This window comes from Paenibacillus hebaui, from assembly GCF_051934385.1.
GTDB lineage: Bacteria > Bacillota > Bacilli > Paenibacillales > Paenibacillaceae > Paenibacillus.
This window is the reverse complement of record NZ_CP196836.1, coordinates 6,580,468-6,604,571: the sequence shown is the minus strand read 5'-3', so window position 1 is coordinate 6,604,571 and position 24,104 is coordinate 6,580,468. Positions and strand designations below refer to the sequence as shown.

The following is a 24,104-nucleotide window of genomic DNA, read 5'->3' as shown; positions in this document are numbered from 1 at the left end:
TTTCACCTGCGAAAGTCTGGCTATTTCAGGAAAGAAAGTGGGTAATAAGGTGTATTCCATCAAACAAGTCGCTGCCACGCTGGGTATTCCGGCGGTAACGCTCCGGGCTTGGGAGAATCGGTACAGTGCGGTCACCCCTGAGCGGACATAATCGGGTTATCGCTTGTACACGGAAGAGAACGTTGCGGATCTGCGCTGGTTGAAAGAACAGATTGAGCAGCATCAGACCAACATCTCGGAAGCGGTTCGCATGCTCAAGGTGAACAAAGCCACACCACCTGAAACGGCTGTGCCTACACCGCTAATGCCTCCAGTACCTGCAATGGAAGAGGCATATGTACGTATGGCAGATCAGATCTATGACTCGCTTTACAACTTTCAGGGAGAACGAGCCAATGGTCTGATTGATTTTGGCTTCACCATGTACGGCTATGATTCGATGTTTTATCATGTGCTGGTGCCCATTCTGGTTCGGGTTGGAGATGCATGGGAGCAGGGCAGGGCTTCGGTAGCACAGGAACATTTCATGACACAGCTGATCTCACAGCGGTTCTATCAGTTTTTCCATCTGTTCCCGATCTATCCGCATCTGCCCAAAGTTCTGGCGATGTGTCCGGAAGGGGAGCATCATCAGGTGGGATTGCGGCTGTTCTCCCTATTTATGCGCAAAAATGGGGCCGAAGTACTTTATCTTGGAGCCAACACACCGGAAGAAGGCTTATTCCCCATCATTCGGGAGCAGAAGATTAAGCTGGTATGCCTTTCGATCACAAGTCCCGAGCTTCTTGAACGGTGTGATCAGCTCGTAGAGCGGATTATAGACGAGTTTCCGCATATTCACTTTGTACTTGGAGGCAAGGGCTACGAGCGAGCAGCGCAGGCGCGTTATCCGCAGTGGATCATGCCCGAGGATTCTTCCAATTGGCAATCTTGGATGGAACGTGAATATTTTGCAGAACGGCAGCCCGGAGCAAGGTATTGATGAGCATATTGAACAGCATATGTTTAAAACAATCTTAAAAACAGATGTATAGGTTAGTGTATACAGGACATCCTTTGACGCAAGAGCGCAAGGGGTGTTTTTTGCATTTCATTTATCCCATTTAACTATTTTGACCAGTGGGTCATTTTTTTGATTTACAAGTTCTGTTGATTCACCGATCCAGCTATGAAGCATCTGGGGACATGCAGCCATTCAGGCCGATCTGGTGGATGACATGATTCTTGCCAAAGCAGTCAAGCGCGCAGGACACCCGGTTATGTTGGCCGATGTGCATGATGTGACGAACACTCGGATGTATCAGAATGGCTCAGAAGTGTGGAACAGGTATAAGAAAAACATGTACGAAGGCATGGGACGCAAAGACGTTCTGCTGCTGGGCACGATGCTGATGTATATCCTGATGTATATCCTGATGTATATTTTGCCTCCACTGGGTCTGATCATTGGATTAATGACGGACAGTTCTACGTTCATCATCTATGGATTGGCGGGAACATTGCTCGGCATGGCAGTCAAAAGAGTATCGGATCACGTCGGAGGACAGCCTTGGTGGCTCGCACTCTTGCAACCCATCAGTATGGCATGTGTTATTGCTATCGGGATAGCTTCTTGGCAAGCGGGCCGTTCCGGCAAGGGGTATGTATGGAAAGGCAGGCGGTACAATTGAAAGGTAACGTCAACATTATCGGTGCAGGTTTTGGAGGTCTGTCGTGTGCTATTCGGCTGGCTTCGCAGGGCGTGCAGGTGACCATTCTGGAGCGGCAGGACCGGGTCGGCGGGAAGCTGCAGCAGATCGAACGGGAAGGATATCATTTTGACCGGGGACCCAGTACAATCACGATGCCATCTACCTTCCGATCCGTCTTTGACCATGCGGGTGTAGCGATGGAAGACTACGTGCAGCTATATGAGCTGGAACCGCGCACACGTAACATATCTGCAAATGGTACGGTGGTAGATCTGTCTGGCAATCGTGGATGGATGCGGCTCGTTATGATGCGTTTATGGATGAGTCTGCTGCACTGTATGCGGAAGCCAATCGTCATTTTCTCGGCAAGCTGTTACTGTCCCCCAAAGATAAATACAATCTGCAAATGCTGCGTAGCCTGCTCCGGGTGCGGCCGACGGTGAAGCTGGATAAGCTGCTGCGTTCGTATTTCCAGCATCCCCATACGCTGGCTATGTTCGGCCGGTACGCGACCTATGTGGGATCATCGCCATATCAGGCGCCTTCGATCTTTGCCATGATGGGTCATGTGGAGGCAGAGGTTGGCATCTATGGAGTCAAGGGTGGAACCTATCAACTGATCGAGGCGATGACCCGGCTCGCGCAGGAAAAAGAGGTAAAGTTTGTTACGGGTACGGAGGTCCGGCAGATTGTTGTCCGGCATGGTAAAGTGGCAGGTGTCGATACGGATCAAGGCTTCCGGGAAGCGGATCAGGTTGTTGCCAATGGAGATGTGCTCAGTGTGAATCGGTTGCTGCTCACACCAGAGCATCGTAAACAGATGAGTGATGCCCGGATTGGCAAATATGAGCCTTCGATTTTGGGGTTTGTGACACTGGCTGGTGTGCGAAGACAATATGATTCTCTGTTGCATCATACCGTCTTTTTCCCGGAGCGTTATGATCCGGAGTTTGACCACATTTTCCGAGACCGTAAAATGCCCGCCGATCCCACGATTTACATCTGTTATTCCGGGTATTCGGAAGCAGGTATGGCTCCAGCCGGAGCCAGTAATCTGTTTATTCTGGTCAATGCCCCATACTTGTCGGATTCGTGGAAATGGGAGGAGCAGACAGATCGCTACGGCGAGTTTGTGCTGGAACGATTGGCAGAGCGGGGAATTACCGGGTTGAAACAGTCGGATGTGCTGATCCGGTACACGCCGCGAGATATCGAACGGGATACATTGGCCCATTAAGGGTCCATCTATGGCATCTCGTCTAACTCGGTGAAGCAGACCTTTATGCGTCCCGGAAATAAAAGTAAGGATGTAAGCGGGTTGTGGTACGTGGGCGGAACGACGCATCCGGGCGGTGGTACACCGATTGTGACGTTATCCGGGCAGCTCGTTGGTGAACAGCTTGCATCCCAAATCGTCAGGTAAGTTCGTTGTGCAGCATGATGAAGGGGAAAAGGGTTATGTCGATCGGGTATACGTACTAGCCTGCTTGGTGAATGCCACGGACGATGAGCACTTTTGCAAGACAACATATAGTGATGCCCTGAGATTCAAGTGATAAAATTGGTCTTGGGGCATCCTTTCAATCGCTGGTTTGGAACGGTATACTGGATTGAGTTGACCTAAATTGATCTGAGTTGATCTGGGATGTGTCTAACCTATAAATCATATAGTAGATCCAAATCATACAGTTTGTACGTTACATAGAAGCAAAGAATCTGGAACGGGCAGGTAATCCTGTCTATCCGCACTATTCTCACATAAGGAGGTCACATCATGAATGAACAAGAGCGGGCTGGCGAACGGCTACTTCCCGAGGTGGCTACAGGGGAACGGAAGCTGGAACACGTGCGCCTCTGTCTTGAGGAGAATGTGGCAGGAGAAGGGGTAACCAGCGGTATGGAGCGGTTTGCTTTTCGTCATCATCCGCTGCCTGAACTGAATTTTGAAGAGGTAAGTCTGGAGACTGCGTTTATTGGCAAAAAGGTGCGCACACCCCTGCTCATCAGTTCGATGACGGGTGGAAGCAAAACAACGGGCGCCATCAATGAGCGGCTGGCCCGTGTGGCGAACGCCAGAGGCTGGGCGCTCGGTGTAGGCTCCATCCGGGCTGCCGTGGAGCAGCCCGAACTGGCGGCTACGTTTGATGTGCGGCGCTGGGCGCCTGACATTCCGGTCATCGCCAACCTCGGTGCGGTTCAGCTGAACTATGGCTTCACTACAGCCGACTTCCAGCGCGCCGTGGATATTGCTGGCGCGGACATGCTAGTGCTACACCTGAACAGCTTGCAGGAGATATTCCAGCCGGAGGGAAATACCGATTTTAGCGGTTTGCTTCATCGGATGGAGGAGCTTTGTCGTCAATTGGAAGTGCCTGTTGGCGTGAAAGAAGTGGGCTTTGGCATAGATGGCGTGACTGCGCAACGATTGTATGAAGCGGGTGCAGCCTTTGTCGATGTGGCTGGCGCAGGGGGTACAAGCTGGGTACAGGTGGAGAAATTCCGGAACCGTAATCCGGTACGCCGGGCGGCGGCGGAAGCCTTCGCCGATTGGGGCATTCCGACAGCGGAGTGTATCCAGGAAGTGAGAGCGCTGAACCCCACGGGTGCCCTGATTGGCAGTGGTGGGTTATATACCGGTGTCGATGCTGCCAAAGCGCTCGCGCTCGGTGCAGACCTGGCCGGGTTCGGACGGTCTTTGCTCGAATCCGCCGTCGCTTCGGATGATGCGCTGGATCAGCGTCTGGAACAGGTGGAATTCGAGCTGCGTACGGTCATGTTTGGCATCGGCGCAGGGCGGATCGAAGATTTGAAGCAGACGACACGTCTGGTGGAGCGGCGTTAGGCTGATGGTGAAAATGCAGGTGCGAACCCCAAGCTCACATGATTTCCCTGGGGGATTCGCACCTCGAAGTTTGTAGGAATTGGGAGGGAATGAACGTTCTTTTTTCGCACTGATATAGATTTTAACGTTCTTGCTGCACAACACTATTTGATGGAGCAGTATGTAAGCGCAGGAGGTAAAGATTAGCTAGTTTGGTTTTTTAATGCAACTATGTACTAGAGAAGTTCGTTTATATATAAACAAGGGAAGGGGGAGGGGAAATGAAAAAAGGCTGGAAGATCGCTTGGATTAGCGTTCTTGGAGTTGTTGTTCTGATCATAATACTTTCCGTATTGTATATTAATAATGTCGGTTATAGTAATGTAAAGCAGATGTATCGCTTAGAGACTGGTGAGAATTCCATTGTACAATTAGAGAGTATCACTCCGGGTCAGGAACGCTATCTTACAAAATTCACAAAGAGTGATCGGCCACGGGAGTTGTTAAAAGATCGCATGGGAAATGAAGGATGGACATTTATACAGCAGGATGGATCAGGACATTTTTTTGAGAAGAATGGTCAGCAGGTCATTGTACAGGCACAAAGATGGAACCGTTTTTTTGTACTCTATACCTTGGAAAGTGACGTGGCTAACCTTGCCGATTGAATTAGAAATATAAAGCCCGCCGCTTCGTAAAAACTAAAGTGTACCCTTTGTAAAGGACATTTTAAACAGCGGTGGGCCTTCTTTAATTAATTAGGGGCTTTATCTATTTCGTATCCATAAACTTTATATCCGGAAGAAAACCAGTTTTGGAGCGTGTATGGAGTGCCGGGCGATATTTCTTCTTTTCTATCGATTGAATGCTGAGTTAGGTATTTATTGCTGCTGTTGTCGCCAGTGTTTCTTGTAATTATAGCAGTATGATTGATAGTTCCGTCAGCGCCAAAATCGGCGTTAACAGCATCGCCTGTTTGTAGAGCTGTTACCGAGGACGCAACCCCAGCTCTATTACTCCAATGGTTATAAAATTTCTGAGCTCCACCCCATGTATGAGTAGGTACAAGAGGACCGAAAGCCCAAGATTCGTTATCTGTGTAATGCGCCCCATGTTGAAAATTCATTCCTCCAGCACGTAGAGCTTGAGATACAAAATTTGTGCAGTCGTCCCAACATTCAGCGGCGGGTGCACAGCCCCATACGTCACCATAATAGGTTGAATATGTGGGGTTTCGTGTATCCCACCACTTGTAAGCGTAGTCGCGTGCAGTAATGTTATTGTACCCATTTGCGGATACAGCTTTGGTAGTAATGTCTGAAGCATTGGTTTCACTGGTACTATTAAGACTAGTAGATTGTTCGTTATCAGCTGTAGAAGGTGTATTTACAAGTATTGGACTAATGTTACTCAGTTCAATAATCTCTTCGGTTGATAGCTGTACATTCTGTTTCAGACGACTTTGATATTCTTTCAGTTGGCGATTAAGATCGTAATTTTCATACCAGTCCATAAATTTTACAAACTCTACTACTTTTTTCATATCCTCTTCAGCGAATTGCCCAAAGGCAGTTCCCAATGAGAGAACATACTGCTGATACTTTATGTTATCCATGTCTTCTTCAAGATCGAAGCCGTCTGCACGCAATTGCTTAGATACGAGTTCGATAGCATCTGCATGTTCAATGAGGGCTTTTTCTTTCTCGTTTTGCGATGTACCTGGGAGTGTTTTGTAGAATTGAATACTACTAGCCTGAATTTGGATTTCTTCTCTGGCTCCTGAGTTGGTCTCAGCTGACACATTGCCCATTAAGCTGAAGCTTAGGGCAAACGTACCCGCTATTAGCCCAATCTTCTTAAATTTCAATACATTCACGCTCCTTATAACAAGTTTTGAGGATTCCCTCATAATAATTAGACGCTTAAAAAGGGAAATAGTTACTTTTTTTATTCATTTTTTGTTATAAATAACAAAAAAAGATATAATGATCGCCTACATGCACACACCGTAGGAATAAATTCCATATATCAAATACGAAGATATGTCCGTAAAGGTATATCTTTTGCGATACCAATATTAAAAAGAAGGAGGCTGTCTCAAAGCCTCTAAAAAGAGTATCGGTAAAGAGAAATAAATCAATATGTTCAAAAGGGACCGATCCGGATTTTTTAAAATGTAGATTTTGGGAAGCTTAATACTGCGGTGTATGTGGATGTGCCTTCGGACCTACCCTATGGAATGTTCAGATAGTTGATTGTCATGAAGTAATCTAAGGCAAGTGAGAACCCCAAGCTCACATGATTTCCTTGGGGCATTTGCACCTCGAAGTTTGTCGAAAACTTCTTTTTCGTGACCTTTTGGCAACACTAGTATTCAATTTAGGCTGTTTTTTATCACAGATGTAGATATGATTTGTTATAATTATTGGTAATACGTGATAATTTCTGAATTTAATGACTTTATTACGTGTGTTTTCGCTGTCGCACTCCGTATGGAGTGCGTGGATTGAAAATGCGTTGGGATTTCGACAGGTCTAACGGATCAGCGAGTCGCACTCCGTATGGGGTGCGTGGATTGAAATAAATCCCATGCTTTATTGTCTTGGAGTGTCATTGTAAGGGTTGTTACAGAGTATTAAGAATAGTTGAAAGAGATAAGATATGATGCTTGGAGTTGGAGATCCAACAGAGGGAGACATCACATACATTTATGTGAATGGGGTGGATAAGTATTATCAGGCGGTTCGGATATTCAAACGATTATTGGTTGCAAGGACGCAAATAAACAACGAACACGTTGCGTGATTAAACTATATATAAACAAAAAAAAGGCCCTATCAGTAAGCAAATAATAGGGCCTTTTACCGATTTATCTTTGTTTTAATAATTGTTTACAAAGATCAACATGCATTCCTTGCATCTGAAGTGACTTCAAAAGGTATGACGGATTAACATCTGCCGGCGCAATCAACTTAATGAGCGAAACGAACTCTTCATATGTTGGCGGAGAATCACTCAATAGAAAATCATCAGGAACAGAGAAAAACTTATTACGTTCCTTAATATCTTCTACTTTCTCATGATAAAACAGCTTCATCTGTTCATCATTGTCAGTGGAGTGTTTACCTATTCGGCGGTTGAATATGTACAATACGTCATTCAAAGATCGGGTTTGCTTTTCCGTGAAATCATGATCAAGTAAGAACATTTGATGCGGATGATCATCGGATGCAACCAATGTTTTAATGAGCTTGATTTGATATTTTAGAAGCTCAAGTTGTTCATCAATACTCATTTAATTACCCACCTTTATTAAAATAGTTTAGAATGCAATGAACATAATAGCCGAAGCAATTACACGAGCAGCACCTTGAGGAATTCCACACTCGAATATGAGGAAGTTCACCAAGCTTTTCTCAACAACCAACTCAGTACTTTCCAAAAAGTCGGCTATCAGTAATCTATTATCTTTGACATAATCAGCATACTCTTTTTTACCTAAATATGTTAACAAATCTTCAAGTAGTTCTCCACCATGTTTAAGTGCAAATACAAATACCGATTTCTTTACACCCATTGTTGTAACAGTTCCATCATCGACTTGGTTAGGAGCGATGGCTTGCGTTTCTAATGATAGTTGGTTGACAGGATTCGGAGTGCTAGCAAATGCAGAGATTGGAGCAATAACTAACGATAGAGCGAGTACTGAGGTTGACAGAGCTAGTACTAATTTCTTTTTCATAGACACAATCATTCCAAATACCTCCAAATATTTGTATTTATGTTACTTCATCATGATATTACATGCAATATGTCGAAGTAAGGTGAAATTTGTAATACAGTTGGAAATATTCGCTGTAGGTAATATTATATTTATTCCAGAGTTATTCACGAATCTATTGTAGAGTATTAATATGATAAAATGACTTTACACATCATGTTTGTAAAGTCATTTTTTAGAAGCGGTTGGGTAAGTGAATCCAGTTAAAGAGTTTAAAGAATGGTCTGATCAAAACGATGACTATATTGATATACTGCTGCATTTCTAATAGTAGTTTATTATTATAGGCGAGTGGCGAATAGCTGCACGTCTTTATTCTAACAAGTTTCATCTCTGCAAAGGAGCCTATTATATGATTGAAAAAAACTCTTTTTAAAGTTAAGAGCAGTTTACTCAATACCTTTTACGGTGATCTAGATCAGGAGGAAGTATTAAAGCAAGAAGTTTATTCGATTCAAAATAATAGGGTAACGGTCAGAAGAATCATAGAAAGTGGAGTGGACTTCCACGAAATCCCTTTTGAAGCACAGGATGTGGAACAGATTATGCTTTCTAATGTGGAAGTGCAATTTGCGTTGTACCAATTTTATATGATCTATCACTGTGAGCTTCGAGATTCGAGCAACCAACCTAAGTATGTAGGAGAGCTACACTATTCAGAGTCAGAAGGTCAGCTAAATGAAAAGATCATATTTAAGCTACTTTCGGTCTTTGACTCCTTACGAGTCGCATACAAAAAAGGGAAGGTTCATGTCCAAATTACTTTATCAAGTCCAGATTCGATGAAGAAGATTTATAATACCTATCAAATGTTATATAACGAAGCTCTCTTAAATCCATTCATATCGTTTTTATAAGCAAGGGACAAGGAAAACCTTTGACTCACACTCCTTATGTTACATTTCAGTATCAGCCAAATGTTTCTGAAATTAGTGAGATGGAAGTTAACCAAGAGGAAATGAGATTTATAGAATATATCCAGCAACAGCTAACGTTGTCTCCTTATTTTGTATGTTATTGTGTAGGTTGGAGGGAAGACGAGATAGTGGTCAGTATAGTGATGAAGAAGCTGACTAAGTATTTTCCAAATGTTTTTTTTCTTTCAACAGCAAACACCTTTCTGTCCCAAATGCTTATCATAAGTAAATGAGGAGAGAGTAGTAACCGGCGAGGTGCGAACCCCAAGCTCACACGGATTCCCTAGGGGATTCGCACCTCGAAATTTGTCGAAAACATCCTTTTCGTGACCTTTTGGCAACATCGGTATTCAATTTAGGTTGTCTTTTTATCACAAATGTAGATTTGATTTGATATAATTATTGGTAAAACGTGATGGTTCATGAATTATATGACTTTATTACGTGTGTTTTCGCTGTCGCACTCCGTATGGAGTGCGTGGATTGAAATCCATGTGATCGGAAGATTTAAGCCACTGCTTAGATGTCGCACTCCGTATGGAGTGCGTGGATTGAAATCTCCTAGAGTAGTTTTTTAGGATTGTCCTATGGAGTCGCACTCCGTATGGAGTGCGTGGATTGAAATCGCAATAAATGACAAACTATTAGAAAGTAATAGCGGGTCGCACTCCGTATGGAGTGCGTGGATTGAAATAGTAATATGACAATGTTTGTTTCTGGACTAGCCGCGTCGCACTCCGTATGGAGTGCGTGGATTGAAATTTTTTGGGAAATGATGCCTGCATCAAGCATTATTTGTCGCACTCCGTATGGAGTGCGTGGATTGAAATCTCGTACAGTCCTGTTAGTGATAGCGTAAGTAGTGGTCGCACTCCGTATGGAGTGCGTGGATTGAAATTTCTATAGTATGAATAATTCAGGTTTGAAAGTTTCTTGTCGCACTCCGTATGGAGTGCGTGGATTGAAATTCTGTAAGGGTTATCTTCATCCGGGATAGTGTCTGGTCGCACTCCGTATGGAGTGCGTGGATTGAAATCCCTGAAAAGGGATGGAGGGTATACCGGGAACAGGAGGTCGCACTCCGTATGGAGTGCGTGGATTGAAATTTAATGGATGCCGAGGACCGGGATCGAACCGGTACGGTCGCACTCCGTATGGAGTGCGTGAATTGAAATAGGACTAGCATCGCAGAACAAGACTTGATAAATAAAGTATTAGACAGCCGCTGTTATTAAACTAATGTATCCCGTTAGCTTAATGATCCGGACTTCTACTGGTTCATCGAGAACATAACCTAAACACAAAGTACAGTTTGACCACTAAATATACATAAACACAAATTTGAAATGCTCTTTTGCCCAATTGTGATAGCCGCACGACCTGGTAACCCGGCTCATCTCCAGTCGTGAACTCCGATGGCTACGGTGTACTTTAACGTCCCCTCGGTAATTCATCTCAGCCAAACGCCAAGCATCATCTGCATCTGTCTTCACCTTACGAAGCTGTGTGCCTTATGATCGTTTCGCTTGAAGAGGGTTGACGAAGTAATAAATCCATCCACTGCGCGTTTAAGATACCCTGCTCTCGTTTTGAGAGGGGTAAGGGCTTTACTGCGTGACACACCCATAGTAAAAACGGGGGACGGTTGGTCTATGAATGACCGCCGCACCCCGTTCTTTATATTATTACACTGTTTTCTTTTTCTGACTAATTGCTTGTATGTATTTAATTGTAAGTTTCCATAAGACTTTTCCGAGCCAAAACATTAACACACCAATCATAATAGAAATTGGCAAGAACTGCATTGGGCTTGGTGTAAATGCTCCCATTTCGATTGTTATTCCGGCAATATTATATCCCATAAGATACCCGACAAATTTAATAATTCCGCCTATCGGCGTAATAACTCCACCAATCATGAAAGCAATGGAAAGAGTACTGATGAATGGCAAAAGTAACATACCGCTGATGCCTGCAAAGCTGCTACAAAATGCAAATATTGCGCCGAATTTACTCCAACTAAATTTATTGTTCTTTGAAATGGCTTCACCTAAGTATGCTTTCGCTAATTCTTTTGGGTTTCCTAACCGTTTGATGATTTGCTCATAAGAAAAACCATTATTTTGCAATTCAAGCATTACGCTTTTGATTTCTTTTACAATGTCAATACGCTCGGAATCGGACATAGAATTCAAATACTTTTCAATTTTTACAAGATAGTCGTTCATAATTTTATCCATCATTTAATTCTCCTTTAATTTCTGATATAACTTTTAATAAATTATCCCATTCTAAGGACATCGCGTTTAAGTATTTGTCTCCTTTTTCTGTAAGGGTATAATATTTTCTCGGTGGCAAGCCCTCTGTACCTTCTTGCCAAGATGAAGAAATATATTCTTCTTTCAGTAATCTTCTAAGCAGTGGATAAATTGTATTTTCTTTTGCAGCAACAATAGGATATTGCTCTAACATACCTATGATTTCATACCCGTAATATGGTCGCTGCTTTATTAGCAATAGAATACAAAAATCGAGTGTTCCTCGCTTAATTTGTGATTTCCAATCTTCAACATTCATGTATTGTACCTCCTGCATATATATCGTACAACACAGTACTATATTTATCAATATTAAATTCAGTACCAACAGCCGCCGAACGCAAGCAGAAACAGCGGGCAATGTCACGCAATAAGGGCGTAACACCCCCTTGTATTGCGCGGGTTTTCCGGGCGCGTTTTGAGACGGGCAAGGTTTAAAAAGTTTCCGTCATAATTCCAAAAAGCTCCAAATTTATTTTAAAAGTAAGTTGGGGCTTTTGAACCAGAAAGGTATATTTTTAACTATAAAAACTATGACAAAATTTATCCGTATTTTCCTTTTTTTCTATTTGCTAAATTCAGCAAGTAAAATATTTTTAAAAGGATTAGGACTGTTATCTCTACCCAAACTGTTCAAACTGACGACCAACGTATGCTTGCCTCCAAGTGTACCTCCAGCAATAGTAGAAAACCCTAGAATGCCACCTGTGTGTCCCCATATCGAGACACCGTTTGGAAGCTTAAATTCAAAGATTCCAAGACCATATCCATCCATTCCTGCTCTTCCTGTAGGAACTGTAGTAAGCATTTGTTTTAGTTGCTGTTCCTTCAGCAATTTGCCACCGAGCAAGGAAGAGAAGAATTTATTTAAGTCGTCAGCAGTAGAAATCATATCTCCAGCTGAGCTACCTGCACTTGGGTTATAATAAGTAACGTCTTTTATCTCACTTGCTTCGTCTGGTTGGGAATATCCCCGAGCATGCTTGGTGCCTGGAATAACGCTTGAATTGCCAGGTAGGAATGTATCTGACAATTCAAGCGGTTCAATAATCCGATTTTCTATCTCTTCCGCGTAGCTATTTCCGGTTACTTTTTCAATAAGAATACCCAGTAATACGTATCCTGTGTTTGAATAAGACCAGCCCTTTCCTGGGACAAAGTCTGGGGGCAGAGAAATCCCCATCTTCACTATTTCTTCAGCCGTATACGATTTTTTTGTATCCATAAAATCAGCGTCTTTTGACATTGAGTATTCAGCGATACCACTTGTATGGTTCAATATCTGCCGGATGGTAATCAGTTTACCATTATATCCGTTTCCTTGAATGACACCAGGCAACCATTTTTCGATGGAGTCGTCTAGATTTAAGCGGTTCTCTCCAGCTAATTGAAGTACAACCGTTGCAGTGAACGTCTTCGTTACGCTGCCAATGCGAAATAGAAAATCTGTTTCCATTGGTTTCTTGGTGCTCAGATTCGCTACCCCAGCGGCATAACCCCACGTTTTTCCACCCTCAGAAGTTTTAGCAAGTATCCCCGGGAATCCAAGTTGCAATGTATCCCGCATTGCTTGCTTGACGGAATTATGATCTCGTTGAGTGGTTGTTTGTAACGAACTAGATACATTTTGAGTGGGTTCTGCTTTTACAATTGAGGTTGGCGATGTGTATAGCAGGGAACTTCCAGTTATTAAAAGGACCAGACTTGCAAATGTAATTTGACTACGTATTTTCATAAGGAATTCCTCTTCTCTATTAATATTGTAAGTTTGTAATTATCTTCATAATTGTTGTTTTACCAACGCCATTCTGTCCTACCGAGCGGTAAATTCCTCTTTTTTTCGCATCCCACAAATTAATTCTTTCTTTAAAATACTCTATTAACTGGTTTGTTTTTCATATATTCGTCATATCTGTTCCTCCTTTCACTCCTACCTCCTGCATATACATCGTGCAACACAGTACATATACATCGTACAACACAGTACCTCAATTATCAATAGTACATCAGTTTTTTTATTCAACGAGAGATATTTTGAAAGAAATTCAGTATCAACAACCGCCGAGTGCAAGCAGAAACAGCGGGATATTACGCAATAGGGGCGCATATGCCCTTATATAGTGCTGGTTTCCGGGCGCGTTTTGAGAGGAGCAAGGGTTTTATACCTTTTCCCTCAAAATCATCGTTCTGCTGCGTGACACACCCATAGTAAAAACGGGGTGCGGTTGGTCTATGAATGACCGCCGCGCCCGTTCTTTTTTTTGTGCTTATCGTTCAGTTTCATTTTGCTGTTCAGCTTCTCTTGGCTGTTGCAAAATCCCATCAATGTTCCGCTTGCCGCCGATCTGCGCCGCCTTTAATACTTTGGCGGCTACTTCTACAAAAATACTGCTTTCGTTCGCTATCGAGCTTAATATGGGGTTTATATCCAGGGTATGACCCGTTTTTACACGTATCTCGGTCGTACCCCTTCATGACGGCTGTAGGTCGGAATCTAACGCTGGTGGCCTTTAGGGAACCAGTTGTATTGGTCCAGATTACTTTATCAAGTCCAGATTCGATGAAGAAGATTTATAATACCTATCAAATGTTATATAACGAAGCTCGTTTAAATCCGTTCATCTTGTTCTTTATGAGCAAGGGACAAGGAAAGCCCTTGACCCACACTTCTTATGTTTCATTTCAGTATAAGCCGAATGTTTCTGAAATTAGTGAGATGGAAGTTAACCAGGAGGAAATGAGATTATCGAAGGCGCTGCCCCGATCTATAAGGGTGAACCTGGTTACTCTAAAAAGTTGGACCGGGATGGTGATGGAGTCGCGTGTGAATAAAACAAAACCCCAGGGTGATCTCCTGGAGTTTTGTTATGTCGCTGGATACTTACTTAAAATAATCTTTTAATGAGTCTCCAAGTTCCGATGTATACTTGGTCAATCGCAGGCTGATTTCGGTACGCATCACATCACGGGTCATTCCAAACCGCTCCTGGTATCCACGGCATAAGATTTTATGATACACCAAGAATTCCTCCTGTTCATCCGCCAACACTTTTATATTCCGCTGCTTCAGTTCTTTTTGCAACTGATAAGTATCCTGCATGATCCTACGCTGGATGGCTTCACCAGCCATCGAATACGCGCGTTTCAGAATGTTGCCGGAGTGCTCGATCTCCTTGAGGCTCTTGCTAACCATGTGTGTCTATGTATGGGAGCAATATGAGGTCACGGACCAGCGTCCTCTCTTCAATCGTTATCAATTTATTTCCAGTATCACGCCGCTGCTCCTCGAACTGCTCAACATGCTCAGTCATGATCATTTTTGTTTTCCACCGTTCGTTTCCCTCCAATTTGGTCACTGTGGCCCCTCCTTAATGATATAGCCAATAATCAATGTTATTCCCCTCTCTGCGGCTCTGCACACCTTGCTCCGACGAGTTATCATACGGCACGTTACGTTCCCAACCCTCAAGGTTTACTGCCGTCTGGATAGGCATGGATACGCTCCATTGTATGTAATTTTCGGCGGACAGGACTTTAAATGCCTTGATGATCTCCGGCGGTCGCCGCCCGTCGGGTGTCAATTTTTGAGATAGGGTCAAAAATAAGGGGTTCAAAAATTTATAGGCGTGCATCTGCAGGAACGCCGCAGGAGAGAGCATAACAGGGCAGCGTTCTCTTGATTCCTAGAGTGCCCCCGCCCAGTTGCGCGGGCACCTCACTTTCATTCCATGTACTTCCGAATCTCCGTCAGAAATTCCCGTGTGCAGGACGGAAGCAGCATTACCGGAACCGGGCTGTAAGAATCGAAGCAACCGGTATGTCTCGTGAGCAACAGAGAAGGACGAGGTGAGTCGGGGGCGGTTAGAACTCGGTTGGTTACTGCCTTATTGATTTTCTGATATATTTATTTATACATTTATATCGATTTTATGATATATTTGGTGAGAAAATAATAAAATATTCCAGAAAAGAGGCTATTATGAAAAAGATTATTCTACTTTTATTTGCGGTGTTCATGATCCAGCTCCCTATTGCTCCTGCAACATTTGCAGCTGGAGAACGTCTCACGGTTCGCGAAACATTTACTGCGAATGCGATTCCGTTAAGATCAAACAACATGACTTATTCCCTGGAATTTATGCCTTCTGGAGATATTCAGCTATGGAATAATCGCACACACACCATGATATGGCACACCAATACCCGCGACCTTAGAATATCACAGCTCAGTATTGATCATTATAATGGAAGACTTAAGTTAATGGATTGGAATAATACTCCGTATTGGACGTCAGACAATAATGCATGGGCTAATGCGTGGTACGGACAAGGTAATGTACCAGTAAACCTCGTGGGTGACCTGCTAATCGTTCAAGATGACGGAAATTTAGTTCTTTACAACACAAAGAACTTGAGTATAGGCTGGTATCCTGTCTGGGCTTCAAATACAGGCGGGCAATAAGTATATATTAATTAGAGCCGTGTTACGATGCGGCTCTTTTTGTTTTGGTGAGGTGATGCCGTAGTACGGCACTACCTGGGTGTGTTTGATCGATTAGAGGACGCTGTAGATGCCGGAAGAGAGCTGAGGACTGAAGAGAAAAAGCCCGCCGACCAGTGTGAAAGTGCACGGGTATTTTCATACCCATTACTTCCCTGCTCTTTCCTCTACCAATGCCATTTATAATTAGGTAGAGGTGAAACTATGTTTATATCCCCTATGCTGCTGAAAACGGCTCCTGGTCCGTTTAGCCACAGCGATTTTATATATGAGCCAAAGATCGACGGCCATCGTCTGATCTATCCTTATTTTGAGGTTGATTATATGTGTGGACGTTTTACAATTACAGTCACCCTGAAGAGTTGATGACTCGTTATCTAATCAATGACAGAAAAATAGCGCATTTCTCATCAAATTACGTGGCACCTATGCATAATCCGTTTATACATAGGCTGTTGGTTGTTCTGCCCTAGCACTCTTCAGTTGATTTTGATATTAACATTAATTCAGTTCTTGAAGCGTATGAACCTTATTTCATGTATCAAGAACAAAGTAGCCGTATTGGAAAAATCAACGAGCAATATACTAGTGACCAATATGGTACTTTGCTTGTGAACCTACGGTATTATGCAGTTGAAGAGGCTAAAGTGCGATACAAAACATTAATTCGGGAGGTTTGAACAAATGAAGATGAAGTTGGCACTATTGATATTGACATGTAGTATCACAGTAGGAGTAACTGTTCCGACTACTCAACCTATTCCCGTTGAAATAAATCCTCCCGTCATCATGACAACTAATGGTCATGGCATGGGGAGTTGATAGTACTAATTGGGTATGAGTTTATAGTAAATGTGTGGGGATATATTTAAAAAACATCGAAGCTTGGCGTCTCAAACAATGATCTTGCAATATTAAGGTCTAACCGTGATGTCTGTTTCAGTAACAATTCAGTTAGATACTGGACAACAACCGGCTGTCAAAATGACAACGAACAGTCATGGACTTGGAAATTAACAAACATTTCTCAAAAGACGTTCTATAAATATGAGATGCTCCCTCAAGCAGACTGGTTTAATCCATCTACTTGGAAGGGTTTTTTTTGTATTAAGATGCTTTTAGGGTTTGTTTTTGAAGAGAATTTGTTAGCACTGAAGCTCAGTAACATGGCTCCAGACTATGATGACTGACAATATGTGTTGGAGTTCACTTGCTTTCCTACTAAATAGCAGAATAGTCTAAAATGTTACAACAGGGAGGGGTGGATATGCATTGTGATGAACTCAAGTTGCAGATCGAAGCAGCGAGGCAAAAGCTTTATCAATTAAAGATGGACTATGGAGATCTTCTTCATCCCCAGGTCATACATCAATCCATGGTCCTGGATGATCTAATTAATCGATACAATCATGTTAAAATAGAAAAGCCGATGGAATAATCCAATCGACTTAGGGCGAGAAACTTTGGCGGGTAGCTCGCCTTTATATTTTAACATAAGTTGTGGTGTGCAGTAGAAAGTTTACATACATTCTTCTTTTACGGTTACATCATCGTTGGTCACGGTGACATATGAATTGCCGGATAAGGATTCGGTGTATCCGCAGACCGTCCGGTTATACGTTTTGCCTTGGCTGTCCGTGAACTCCAGGTAGACGGCTCCTTCACCGGATAGTTGAAGCTGTGGAGCAAACTTTACTTTTTTTCCACTGGGGACATTCTTTTTCCATAAATATAATGTTCCATTATCTACGTTGTTCATGGAGTTGTCGCCTAGGATTAAACCTGCCTTCACATCAACAAGCTCCAGATCAGATTGGTTGTTAATGGTGATTCGGAGGTGACCGAAACGATCAAAAGCGTTCTGAAAACTCATGTAAGCGATCGTACAGATGAAGAGAATTACGGCGGTCAGGATAATCTATTTCCTCTTTGAAACGGGACGGCGTGTATGCATAGGACAATTGCTCCTTTCTTTCTAGATCATTAATCGAAAGACGGTTCGGCAGCACAGTGGGAGTGATCCAGTGTAAACTCATTTGTTCAACCTATATAGATACAAACGTAACGAGAGAATCCAAAGTTGGATATGATAAAACAGAGTATAATACGATGAAGTTCAAATAACATTATACATAGAGAGTCAACGTGTGGGGGGAGCAACATCAGATGGAATTGGTAGCAATGAATCAAGAAGAATATGCAAATTTCCGTGTTCGCTCGATTAAAGATTTTGCAGAAGAGAAAGTGCAGGCAGGCACATGGGCTGCGGAAGAAGCACAAGAGCGGGCAGAGGCGTCCTATGACAAGTACTTACCAGAAGGGCTAAACACACCGGGAAATTACATCTACAATGTGGTGCATGAGGCCGAGGGTAATGTGGGGTACATCTGGTTCAATATCACAGAGAATCGTCGTGGTAAGGAAGCTTTTTTGCTGGATATTGTGGTTGAAGAAGTGCATCGAGGCAAGGGATATGGTACAGAAACGATGGAGGCGCTTGAACAGAAAGCTTTGAGTCTTGGCGTGGATCGCATTGGTTTGCATGTGTTTGGACATAATGTGCGTGCAAGCAGCCTGTATCGCAAGATGGGGTATGAGGTAACGGATCTGACGATGTATAAGGATTTGTAAAGGTAAAAACAAACGGATTATAGTGGAATTCAAGCTGTGCACTGTCTTGTTTGGCATAGGCGCAGGGAGAATTGAAGATTTGAAGCAGACGTCACGTCTGGTGAGGGGTGTTAGATAGGTTGAAATAGAGGTGCGAACCCCAAGCTCACATAATTTCCCTGGGGGATTCGCACCTCGAATTTTGTCGAAAACATCCTTTTCGTGACCTTTTGGCAACACCAATGTTCAATTTAGGCTATTTTTTATCACAAATGTAGATATGATTTGTTATAATTATTGGTAATACGTGATGATTTCTAAATTTTTATGACTTTATTACGTTTGTTTTCGCTGTCGCACTCCGTATGGAGTGCGTGGATTGAAATAAACAATCAGCCGAACACTAGAGTATATTTGCTCGTGTCGCACTCCGTATGGAGTGCGTGGATTGAAATTGCACGAAAGTAATGTAATCAAGCTTGGTTTTAAAGTCGCACTCCGTATGGAGTGCGTGGATTGAAATAAGTATCGTTGCACCAGTGAGCAACGCGCTACAGTCGCACTCCGTATGGAGTGCGTGGATTGAAATAATCACTCTCCTTATTGTTTAGGAGGGGAAAACCCCGTCGCACTCCGTATGGAGTGCGTGGATTGAAATGTGTAGCGATATATAATAAACTCATCCGAAATTGGTCGCACTCCGTATGGAGTGCGTGGATTGAAATAATAATTTTATCATTTTATCTGTTTATATTACAGGTCGCACTCCGTATGGAGTGCGTGGATTGAAATTCGGACAAGATCGGGCAAGTATGGAAGAATGTTAAGTCGCACTCCGTATGGAGTGCGTGGATTGAAATCTTGATGATTGGATCTTTGTGTTTAGGCCCTTTGTGGTCGCACTCCGTATGGAGTGCGTGGATTGAAATCCTGCTTCGCGCTTGCCCTCTGCTTTTTGGAGAGCGGTCGCACTCCGTATGGAGTGCGTGGATTGAAATAAAGCATGGCAAACCGACAGGTCGAGATAGATCCTGTCGCACTCCGTATGGAGTGCGTGGATTGAAATTCATGTGTAGCAAAGAGATTTGTGGTTATGTTCATCGTCGCACTCCGTATGGAGTGCGTGGATTGAAATATCATGAGCAAATATGCTCTCCCTGCTGTTGCGTCGTCGCACTCCGTATGGAGTGCGTGGATTGAAATGATCAGTACCTCCAAGAAACGTTTGTAATGTCTGGTCGCACTCCGTATGGAGTGCGTGGATTGAAATATCGTCCTTTGGACTTTTCTTGCCTTTTGAGAGAGTCGCACTCCGTATGGAGTGCGTGGATTGAAATCCCGATCAGGGATGACGTTGCTGTATGCGTGATGGGTCGCACTCCGTATGGAGTGCGTGGATTGAAATCGTACATCGGCTTTGGCGCGAACATATGTCATCGGGTCGCACTCCGTATGGAGTGCGTGGATTGAAATTATACATTATCATCATTGTTTGGATCCAGAACAGAGTCGCACTCCGTATGGAGTGCGTGGATTGAAATGAAAACACTCATGCTGACTTGGGCGCTCGTGGTATGTCGCACTCCGTATGGAGTGCGTGGATTGAAATTTTGACATATGCCATTGGACTGGCATTACTGACGTCGCACTCCGTATGGAGTGCGTGGATTGAAATTTGAGTCCCGCCATTAGTGACGGCTTCGTCGTCGTGTCGCACTCCGTATGGAGTGCGTGGATTGAAATTTTACCTGGCGCTTTGTCTGCACATTCGAATTAAGTCGCACTCCCTATGGAGTGCGTGGATTGAAATTAACGCGTATCCGTCAGTTAATGCTTCGTCAACGAGTCGGACTCCGTATGGAGTACGTGGATTGAAATCCATCCCCCCATAAAAATCATGTTTTTTTACTTCATTTCCGTACTGAAACAGATGTTTGTCTCCATCACTGTCGGCTGCTTGAACTAAAAAATTTGCAACCGGCACGTTCAAAAGCCCAAACATAGCAAAGCGCCGCAGTATCGATAAATAGGATACGCGGCGCCCTATTCTATTCCAGGAACGCAATTCCGGATACGAAACGAAAAGATCAAGTTGCTCCGGTTAGGCCAGTCCGCGCGGCATTCGCAGAACCCCGATTCAACTTTCTTTAACCTCCAGCTTTTTAGTTTCTGTAATTTTCACATCTTTACTATTTCCATTATCCATAATCGAAAATTCAGCAACTGCCGAGACATCGTAAGTGCCCGATTTATTGATCTTATAAGTGTAATCTTCCGAAATATTGCTTTTACCGCTTAAAATAAAAGCGCTTCCTCCATCTTTAACAGAATAAGAATTGATCTGATTCCCACTCTCATCCTTGATTACATAAGTAAACAGTCGTGTTCTACTCGAAATTTCCAAATTGGATAGGGTTTCTTTTTTCAAACTAGCTTTAATTGAAAATTCCTCATTGACCTTAACTTTTTGAGGTAGGGAAAGCGTAACCGTAAAAGGACTTTGTTTACTGTCCATTGTGGAAGAACCTCCTTCTACACTTGATGTGGAAGATTGATTTGGTATTTGTAATGGATAACTAAAAAGAATAAAAAGAGCAAGAAACCCCAAATAATATTTTTTCAAAATCATTATCCACCTCTTTCCTCTCCTATTTAGACGGTGAAAAAGTTTTGTTGTTTCAATAAAAATCATTTTTTTTCAAAAAAAGGGTTAGGCTTAGGGAGGAACGTTATAATTAAGTAACACTCTAAAGTTGGCAATTAAAGGAAGGTGGAGAGTGGAAACCAAAAGGTTTCTAGGCTCACTCTTTGCCAGAAGGACTGAACACACGGGGAAACTACATCTACAATGTGGTGCATGAGGTGGACGGAAACGTGGGGTACATTTGGTTCAACGTTACGGATAATCGTCGGGGTAAGGATGCATTTTTGTTGGATATTGTGGTTGAAGAAGTGCATCGTGGCAAGGGATATGGTACCGAGACGATGGAGGCGCTTGAGCAGAAAGCTTTGAGTCTTGGGGTGGATCGCATTGGTTTGCATGTGTTTGGACATAATGTGCGGGCGAGCAGCCTGTATCGCAAGATGGGATATGAGGTAACCGATCTGACGATGTACAAGGAGTTGCAAAGATAAAAACAAACGGATCATAGAGGATGTTGCCGGAGGCGTCTGTAACGGAAACGGATTACGCTTTAGATCGAATTGGCGAACTTCCTTGATGCACCGGGGCTTGTCATATATAATGAATAGGATTATCCATACCGAACAAGTAATGAATGAGGAGTTGTCATATACATGGCTTTGAAAGCAGGGATTGTGGGCTTGCCGAACGTCGGCAAATCTACGTTGTTTAATGCAATTACACAAGCAGGTGCCGAATCGGCAAACTATCCGTTCTGTACGATTGACCCGAACGTGGGGATCGTTGAAGTACCCGATGAGCGTTTGGACAAATTGACAGAACTCGTTGTACCAAAGAAAACGGTGCCAACGGCGTTTGAGTTTGTAGATATCGCAGGTCTTGTTCGTGGTGCGAGCAAAGGCGAAGGTCTTGGTAACAAGTTCCTTGCTCACATTCGTGAAGTTGATGCAATTGTACACGTGGTACGCTGCTTTGTAGACGAGAACATCACACACGTAGATGGGAAAATTGACCCGGTAAGCGACATCCAGACGATTAATCTGGAGCTGATTCTGGCAGATATCGAGAGTGTGGAGAAAAAAATCGATCGTTCTCGGAAAAACTTGAAGGGCGGTAACAAGCAATCCGCTCAGGAAGTGGAAGTACTGGAGAGAGTGAAAGCCGTTCTGTACGAAGATATGCCAGCACGTAGCATGGAGCTTACGGATGACGAGCGTCTGATCGTACGCGATCTGCACTTGCTTACCCTGAAGCCTGTTCTGTACGCAGCGAATGTAGCTGAGGACGAAATCGGCGATGTGGCGAACAATGCCTATGTGCAAAAAGTAAGAGAATTCGCAGCTGCTGAAAACGCAGAAGTTGTGCCGATCAGTGCGAAGGTTGAAGAAGAGATCGCCGAGCTGGAAGGCGAAGATAAACAAATGTTCCTGGAAGAACTCGGTATCGAGGATTCCGGTCTGAATCTGTTGATCAAAGCCGCTTACAAATTGCTGGGTCTATACACGTATTTCACAGCAGGTGTACAGGAAGTACGCGCATGGACGATCCGTCAGGGAACGAAAGCACCTGGTGCAGCGGGTGTTATTCACACGGACTTCGAGCGTGGATTCATCCGGGCAGAGGTTGTTTCTTATAATGACCTGGTTGCTGCCGGTTCCATGAACGGTGCCAAAGAGCGTGGACAACTTCGCCTTGAAGGTAAAGAGTATGTTGTAAATGACGGCGATGTTATGCACTTCCGTTTCAACGTATAGGTTGTTCTACACTTATATATATATTCAATAACAATAACCCTACGATCTTCTCGTGAAGATTGTAGGGTTATTGTTTTCGATATATGGAACCATTCCAATCGTAATGTACGTATGTACGTTTCAATTCATACGAGGTTTACTGTAAGGTTTGGTTATCCCGAACTATGCTCTCATCTTCAAACAGCGCATGGAGGGAGTTTCGTACTTTAGTTACCAATAATAGTCTTGAAAGAATAGTGTTCTTTATTTATATCAAACGAATCTGCAAGCATTCGTTCGCCATTTCTAGCTTGATTAAGAAGATCGGGGTCTAATTCAGCTATCAGCAATTCAACGTTGTCTTGCGAGGCATCAATTATATTATCACCTAGAGGGTTCCATATACCGCTATGTCCACACGTATCCCAAACTCCAGTTGTTCCAACGTGATTACACATCGCTGTGAATATAGTATTATCCAGAGCGCGCGCAGGAAACCATACTCGTGACTCTTTGTACCCCATTCCTTTACTAAAAAGAGAGCTACCCATATAAAAATGACAGCCATTTTGTGCTAAAAGACGAGAATGTTCAGGGAAACCTGCGTCATAACAGATGGCCATCCCAATATTCCAGCCCTTTAATTTGATGATGACCTGCTCATTATTGGTTGAAAAAATTTTCTTTTCGGTTTGAAATAAATGGGACTTGTCATAAACGCCTACTTCATTTCCATTTGAATCTATTATGATTGAAGATATGAAAACATCCTCACCTCTTCTTACAGGGGTTCCAATTATTGACCAAATGCCGTACTTTTCGCATGCTTGACGCAACTTTTCAATCCTCGCATCATTAATGGAAAGCGTATATTCAGTTAAATTGGATTCTACTATTTCTGGCACATACCCCGTCAGATATTTTTCTGGAAACATGATAATATCGGCATGCTCTTTTCCAGCTTCTTCAATCATCTCATAAGCCCTATTAACGTTTTCTTCAATATTTCCGTCGATCGAAGAACACTGTGCTAAAGCAATCTTTAATTTTTCTGTTGGAAAAACATCTGGTGTTAAGTTCATATCATC

The 24,104-nt window shown here is 43.2% G+C and carries 26 protein-coding genes, 2 pseudogenes and 2 CRISPR repeat arrays; of the genes and pseudogenes, 16 read left to right on the top strand and 12 right to left on the bottom strand.

The annotated features are described in order from the left end of the window. Positions 1-49 precede the first annotated feature (49 nt). The 8 genes from ACR32F_RS29770 (at position 50) to ACR32F_RS29735 (ending at position 5,180) form a co-directional block, all read left to right on the top strand. The gene (locus tag ACR32F_RS29770; protein WP_440113692.1) at positions 50-151 is read left to right on the top strand and encodes a MerR family transcriptional regulator; all 102 of its coding nucleotides are present in this window, start codon (positions 50-52) and stop codon (positions 149-151) included. Between the two features lie 12 nt (positions 152-163). Then, a complete protein-coding gene (locus ACR32F_RS29765) occupies positions 164-982 on the top strand; it encodes a cobalamin B12-binding domain-containing protein (RefSeq protein WP_440113690.1) in 819 nt (272 codons plus the stop codon). A gap of 235 nt (positions 983-1,217) precedes the next feature. Next, on the top strand, positions 1,218-1,670 hold the full coding sequence (locus ACR32F_RS29760; protein WP_440113688.1) for a hypothetical protein: 453 nt from the start codon (positions 1,218-1,220) through the stop codon (positions 1,668-1,670). Continuing rightward, positions 1,646-2,134: a phytoene desaturase family protein gene (locus tag ACR32F_RS29755; RefSeq protein ID WP_440113685.1), complete on the top strand. Its 489-nt coding sequence runs from the start codon at positions 1,646-1,648 to the stop codon at positions 2,132-2,134. The genes ACR32F_RS29760 and ACR32F_RS29755 overlap by 25 nt, the downstream gene beginning before the upstream one ends. Beyond that, complete coding sequence (locus tag ACR32F_RS29750) at positions 2,098-2,928, top strand: phytoene desaturase family protein (RefSeq protein WP_440120055.1); 831 nt, start codon at positions 2,098-2,100, stop codon at positions 2,926-2,928. The genes ACR32F_RS29755 and ACR32F_RS29750 overlap by 37 nt, the downstream gene beginning before the upstream one ends. Positions 2,929-2,973: 45 nt before the next feature. Then, positions 2,974-3,114, top strand: coding sequence for a hypothetical protein (locus ACR32F_RS29745; protein ID WP_440113682.1), 141 nt, complete (start codon positions 2,974-2,976; stop codon positions 3,112-3,114). A 351-nt stretch (positions 3,115-3,465) separates the two neighbouring features. Then, on the top strand, positions 3,466-4,533 hold the full coding sequence (fni, locus tag ACR32F_RS29740) for a type 2 isopentenyl-diphosphate Delta-isomerase (RefSeq protein WP_440113680.1): 1,068 nt from the start codon (positions 3,466-3,468) through the stop codon (positions 4,531-4,533). Positions 4,534-4,793: 260 nt separating this feature from the next. Next, positions 4,794-5,180 (top strand): hypothetical protein, encoded by a 387-nt coding sequence (locus tag ACR32F_RS29735; protein WP_440113677.1) that lies wholly within the window; start codon positions 4,794-4,796, stop codon positions 5,178-5,180. 86 nt (positions 5,181-5,266) lie between these two features. On the opposite strand, the gene ACR32F_RS29730 is transcribed toward ACR32F_RS29735, so the two are convergent. From ACR32F_RS29730 to ACR32F_RS29720, 3 genes are all read right to left on the bottom strand, one after another. Then, the gene (locus ACR32F_RS29730) at positions 5,267-6,379 is read right to left on the bottom strand and encodes an amidase domain-containing protein (RefSeq protein WP_440113674.1); all 1,113 of its coding nucleotides are present in this window, start codon (positions 6,377-6,379) and stop codon (positions 5,267-5,269) included. 1,002 nt (positions 6,380-7,381) lie between these two features. Then, the gene (locus tag ACR32F_RS29725; RefSeq protein WP_440113671.1) at positions 7,382-7,807 is read right to left on the bottom strand and encodes a hypothetical protein; all 426 of its coding nucleotides are present in this window, start codon (positions 7,805-7,807) and stop codon (positions 7,382-7,384) included. 27 nt (positions 7,808-7,834) lie between these two features. After that, positions 7,835-8,266 (bottom strand): hypothetical protein, encoded by a 432-nt coding sequence (locus ACR32F_RS29720; protein WP_440113668.1) that lies wholly within the window; start codon positions 8,264-8,266, stop codon positions 7,835-7,837. Positions 8,267-8,649: 383 nt separating this feature from the next. Here ACR32F_RS29720 and ACR32F_RS29715 point away from each other — a divergent pair, with 383 nt between their 5' ends. Further along, positions 8,650-9,150 carry a hypothetical protein gene (locus ACR32F_RS29715; RefSeq protein WP_440113666.1) on the top strand — a complete coding sequence of 167 codons (501 nt, stop codon included), beginning with the start codon at positions 8,650-8,652 and terminating at the stop codon, positions 9,148-9,150. A gap of 517 nt (positions 9,151-9,667) precedes the next feature. Next, a CRISPR array of direct repeats spans positions 9,668-10,385; the repeat unit is 33 nt; unit sequence GTCGCACTCCGTATGGAGTGCGTGGATTGAAAT. A 510-nt stretch (positions 10,386-10,895) separates the two neighbouring features. Here the strand turns inward: ACR32F_RS29715 and ACR32F_RS29710 are convergent. From ACR32F_RS29710 to ACR32F_RS29700, 3 genes are all read right to left on the bottom strand, one after another. Then, complete coding sequence (locus tag ACR32F_RS29710) at positions 10,896-11,453, bottom strand: DUF1700 domain-containing protein (protein ID WP_440113663.1); 558 nt, start codon at positions 11,451-11,453, stop codon at positions 10,896-10,898. Further along, complete coding sequence (locus ACR32F_RS29705) at positions 11,443-11,787, bottom strand: PadR family transcriptional regulator (RefSeq protein ID WP_440113660.1); 345 nt, start codon at positions 11,785-11,787, stop codon at positions 11,443-11,445. Before ACR32F_RS29705 ends, ACR32F_RS29710 begins: the two co-directional genes overlap by 11 nt. Positions 11,788-12,093: 306 nt before the next feature. Next, complete coding sequence (locus ACR32F_RS29700) at positions 12,094-13,263, bottom strand: serine hydrolase domain-containing protein (protein ID WP_440113657.1); 1,170 nt, start codon at positions 13,261-13,263, stop codon at positions 12,094-12,096. 1,016 nt (positions 13,264-14,279) lie between these two features. Here ACR32F_RS29700 and ACR32F_RS29695 point away from each other — a divergent pair. Continuing rightward, positions 14,280-14,360 (top strand): annotated as a pseudogene (locus ACR32F_RS29695) (excalibur calcium-binding domain-containing protein); the annotation flags it as partial. Positions 14,361-14,409: 49 nt separating this feature from the next. Here the strand turns inward: ACR32F_RS29695 and ACR32F_RS29690 are convergent. Genes ACR32F_RS29690 through ACR32F_RS29680 form a run of 3 tightly spaced genes read right to left on the bottom strand, consistent with a single transcriptional unit; the run spans position 14,410 to position 15,022 of the window. Continuing rightward, a complete protein-coding gene (locus ACR32F_RS29690; RefSeq protein ID WP_440113654.1) occupies positions 14,410-14,721 on the bottom strand; it encodes a hypothetical protein in 312 nt (103 codons plus the stop codon). Then, positions 14,714-14,884 carry a hypothetical protein gene (locus tag ACR32F_RS29685; RefSeq protein ID WP_440113651.1) on the bottom strand — a complete coding sequence of 57 codons (171 nt, stop codon included), beginning with the start codon at positions 14,882-14,884 and terminating at the stop codon, positions 14,714-14,716. The genes ACR32F_RS29690 and ACR32F_RS29685 overlap by 8 nt, the downstream gene beginning before the upstream one ends. A gap of 12 nt (positions 14,885-14,896) precedes the next feature. Then, positions 14,897-15,022, bottom strand: a complete 126-nt coding sequence (locus tag ACR32F_RS29680; protein ID WP_440113648.1) for a hypothetical protein — start codon at positions 15,020-15,022, stop codon at positions 14,897-14,899. Between the two features lie 485 nt (positions 15,023-15,507). Here ACR32F_RS29680 and ACR32F_RS29675 point away from each other — a divergent pair, with 485 nt between their 5' ends. From ACR32F_RS29675 to ACR32F_RS29665, 3 genes and pseudogenes are all read left to right on the top strand, one after another. Further along, positions 15,508-15,990 carry a hypothetical protein gene (locus ACR32F_RS29675; protein WP_440113645.1) on the top strand — a complete coding sequence of 161 codons (483 nt, stop codon included), beginning with the start codon at positions 15,508-15,510 and terminating at the stop codon, positions 15,988-15,990. A 243-nt stretch (positions 15,991-16,233) separates the two neighbouring features. Beyond that, positions 16,234-16,332, top strand: a pseudogene (locus ACR32F_RS29670) (ATP-dependent DNA ligase); the annotation flags it as partial. A gap of 964 nt (positions 16,333-17,296) precedes the next feature. Further along, positions 17,297-17,467, top strand: a complete 171-nt coding sequence (locus tag ACR32F_RS29665) for an aspartyl-phosphate phosphatase Spo0E family protein (protein WP_440113642.1) — start codon at positions 17,297-17,299, stop codon at positions 17,465-17,467. Between the two features lie 81 nt (positions 17,468-17,548). Here ACR32F_RS29665 and ACR32F_RS29660 read toward each other — a convergent pair whose 3' ends face one another. After that, on the bottom strand, positions 17,549-17,902 hold the full coding sequence (locus tag ACR32F_RS29660; protein ID WP_440113640.1) for a hypothetical protein: 354 nt from the start codon (positions 17,900-17,902) through the stop codon (positions 17,549-17,551). Positions 17,903-18,195: 293 nt separating this feature from the next. On the opposite strand from ACR32F_RS29660, the gene ACR32F_RS29655 reads away from it, so the two are divergent. Continuing rightward, complete coding sequence (locus ACR32F_RS29655; RefSeq protein WP_440113637.1) at positions 18,196-18,660, top strand: GNAT family N-acetyltransferase; 465 nt, start codon at positions 18,196-18,198, stop codon at positions 18,658-18,660. A 332-nt stretch (positions 18,661-18,992) separates the two neighbouring features. Further along, a CRISPR array of direct repeats spans positions 18,993-20,517; the repeat unit is 33 nt; unit sequence GTCGCACTCCGTATGGAGTGCGTGGATTGAAAT. Positions 20,518-20,776: 259 nt separating this feature from the next. On the opposite strand, the gene ACR32F_RS29650 is transcribed toward ACR32F_RS29655, so the two are convergent. Further along, entirely contained in the window at positions 20,777-21,268 is a 492-nt protein-coding gene (locus ACR32F_RS29650; protein WP_440113634.1) for a hypothetical protein, read from the bottom strand. Between the two features lie 179 nt (positions 21,269-21,447). On the opposite strand from ACR32F_RS29650, the gene ACR32F_RS29645 reads away from it, so the two are divergent. Beyond that, on the top strand, positions 21,448-21,774 hold the full coding sequence (locus ACR32F_RS29645; RefSeq protein ID WP_440113631.1) for a GNAT family N-acetyltransferase: 327 nt from the start codon (positions 21,448-21,450) through the stop codon (positions 21,772-21,774). Positions 21,775-21,936: 162 nt separating this feature from the next. Then, positions 21,937-23,037: a redox-regulated ATPase YchF gene (gene ychF, locus ACR32F_RS29640; RefSeq protein ID WP_440113629.1), complete on the top strand. Its 1,101-nt coding sequence runs from the start codon at positions 21,937-21,939 to the stop codon at positions 23,035-23,037. A 206-nt stretch (positions 23,038-23,243) separates the two neighbouring features. Here ychF and ACR32F_RS29635 read toward each other — a convergent pair whose 3' ends face one another. Next, the gene (locus ACR32F_RS29635; protein ID WP_440113626.1) at positions 23,244-24,098 is read right to left on the bottom strand and encodes a carbon-nitrogen hydrolase family protein; all 855 of its coding nucleotides are present in this window, start codon (positions 24,096-24,098) and stop codon (positions 23,244-23,246) included. Positions 24,099-24,104: the final 6 nt, after the last annotated feature.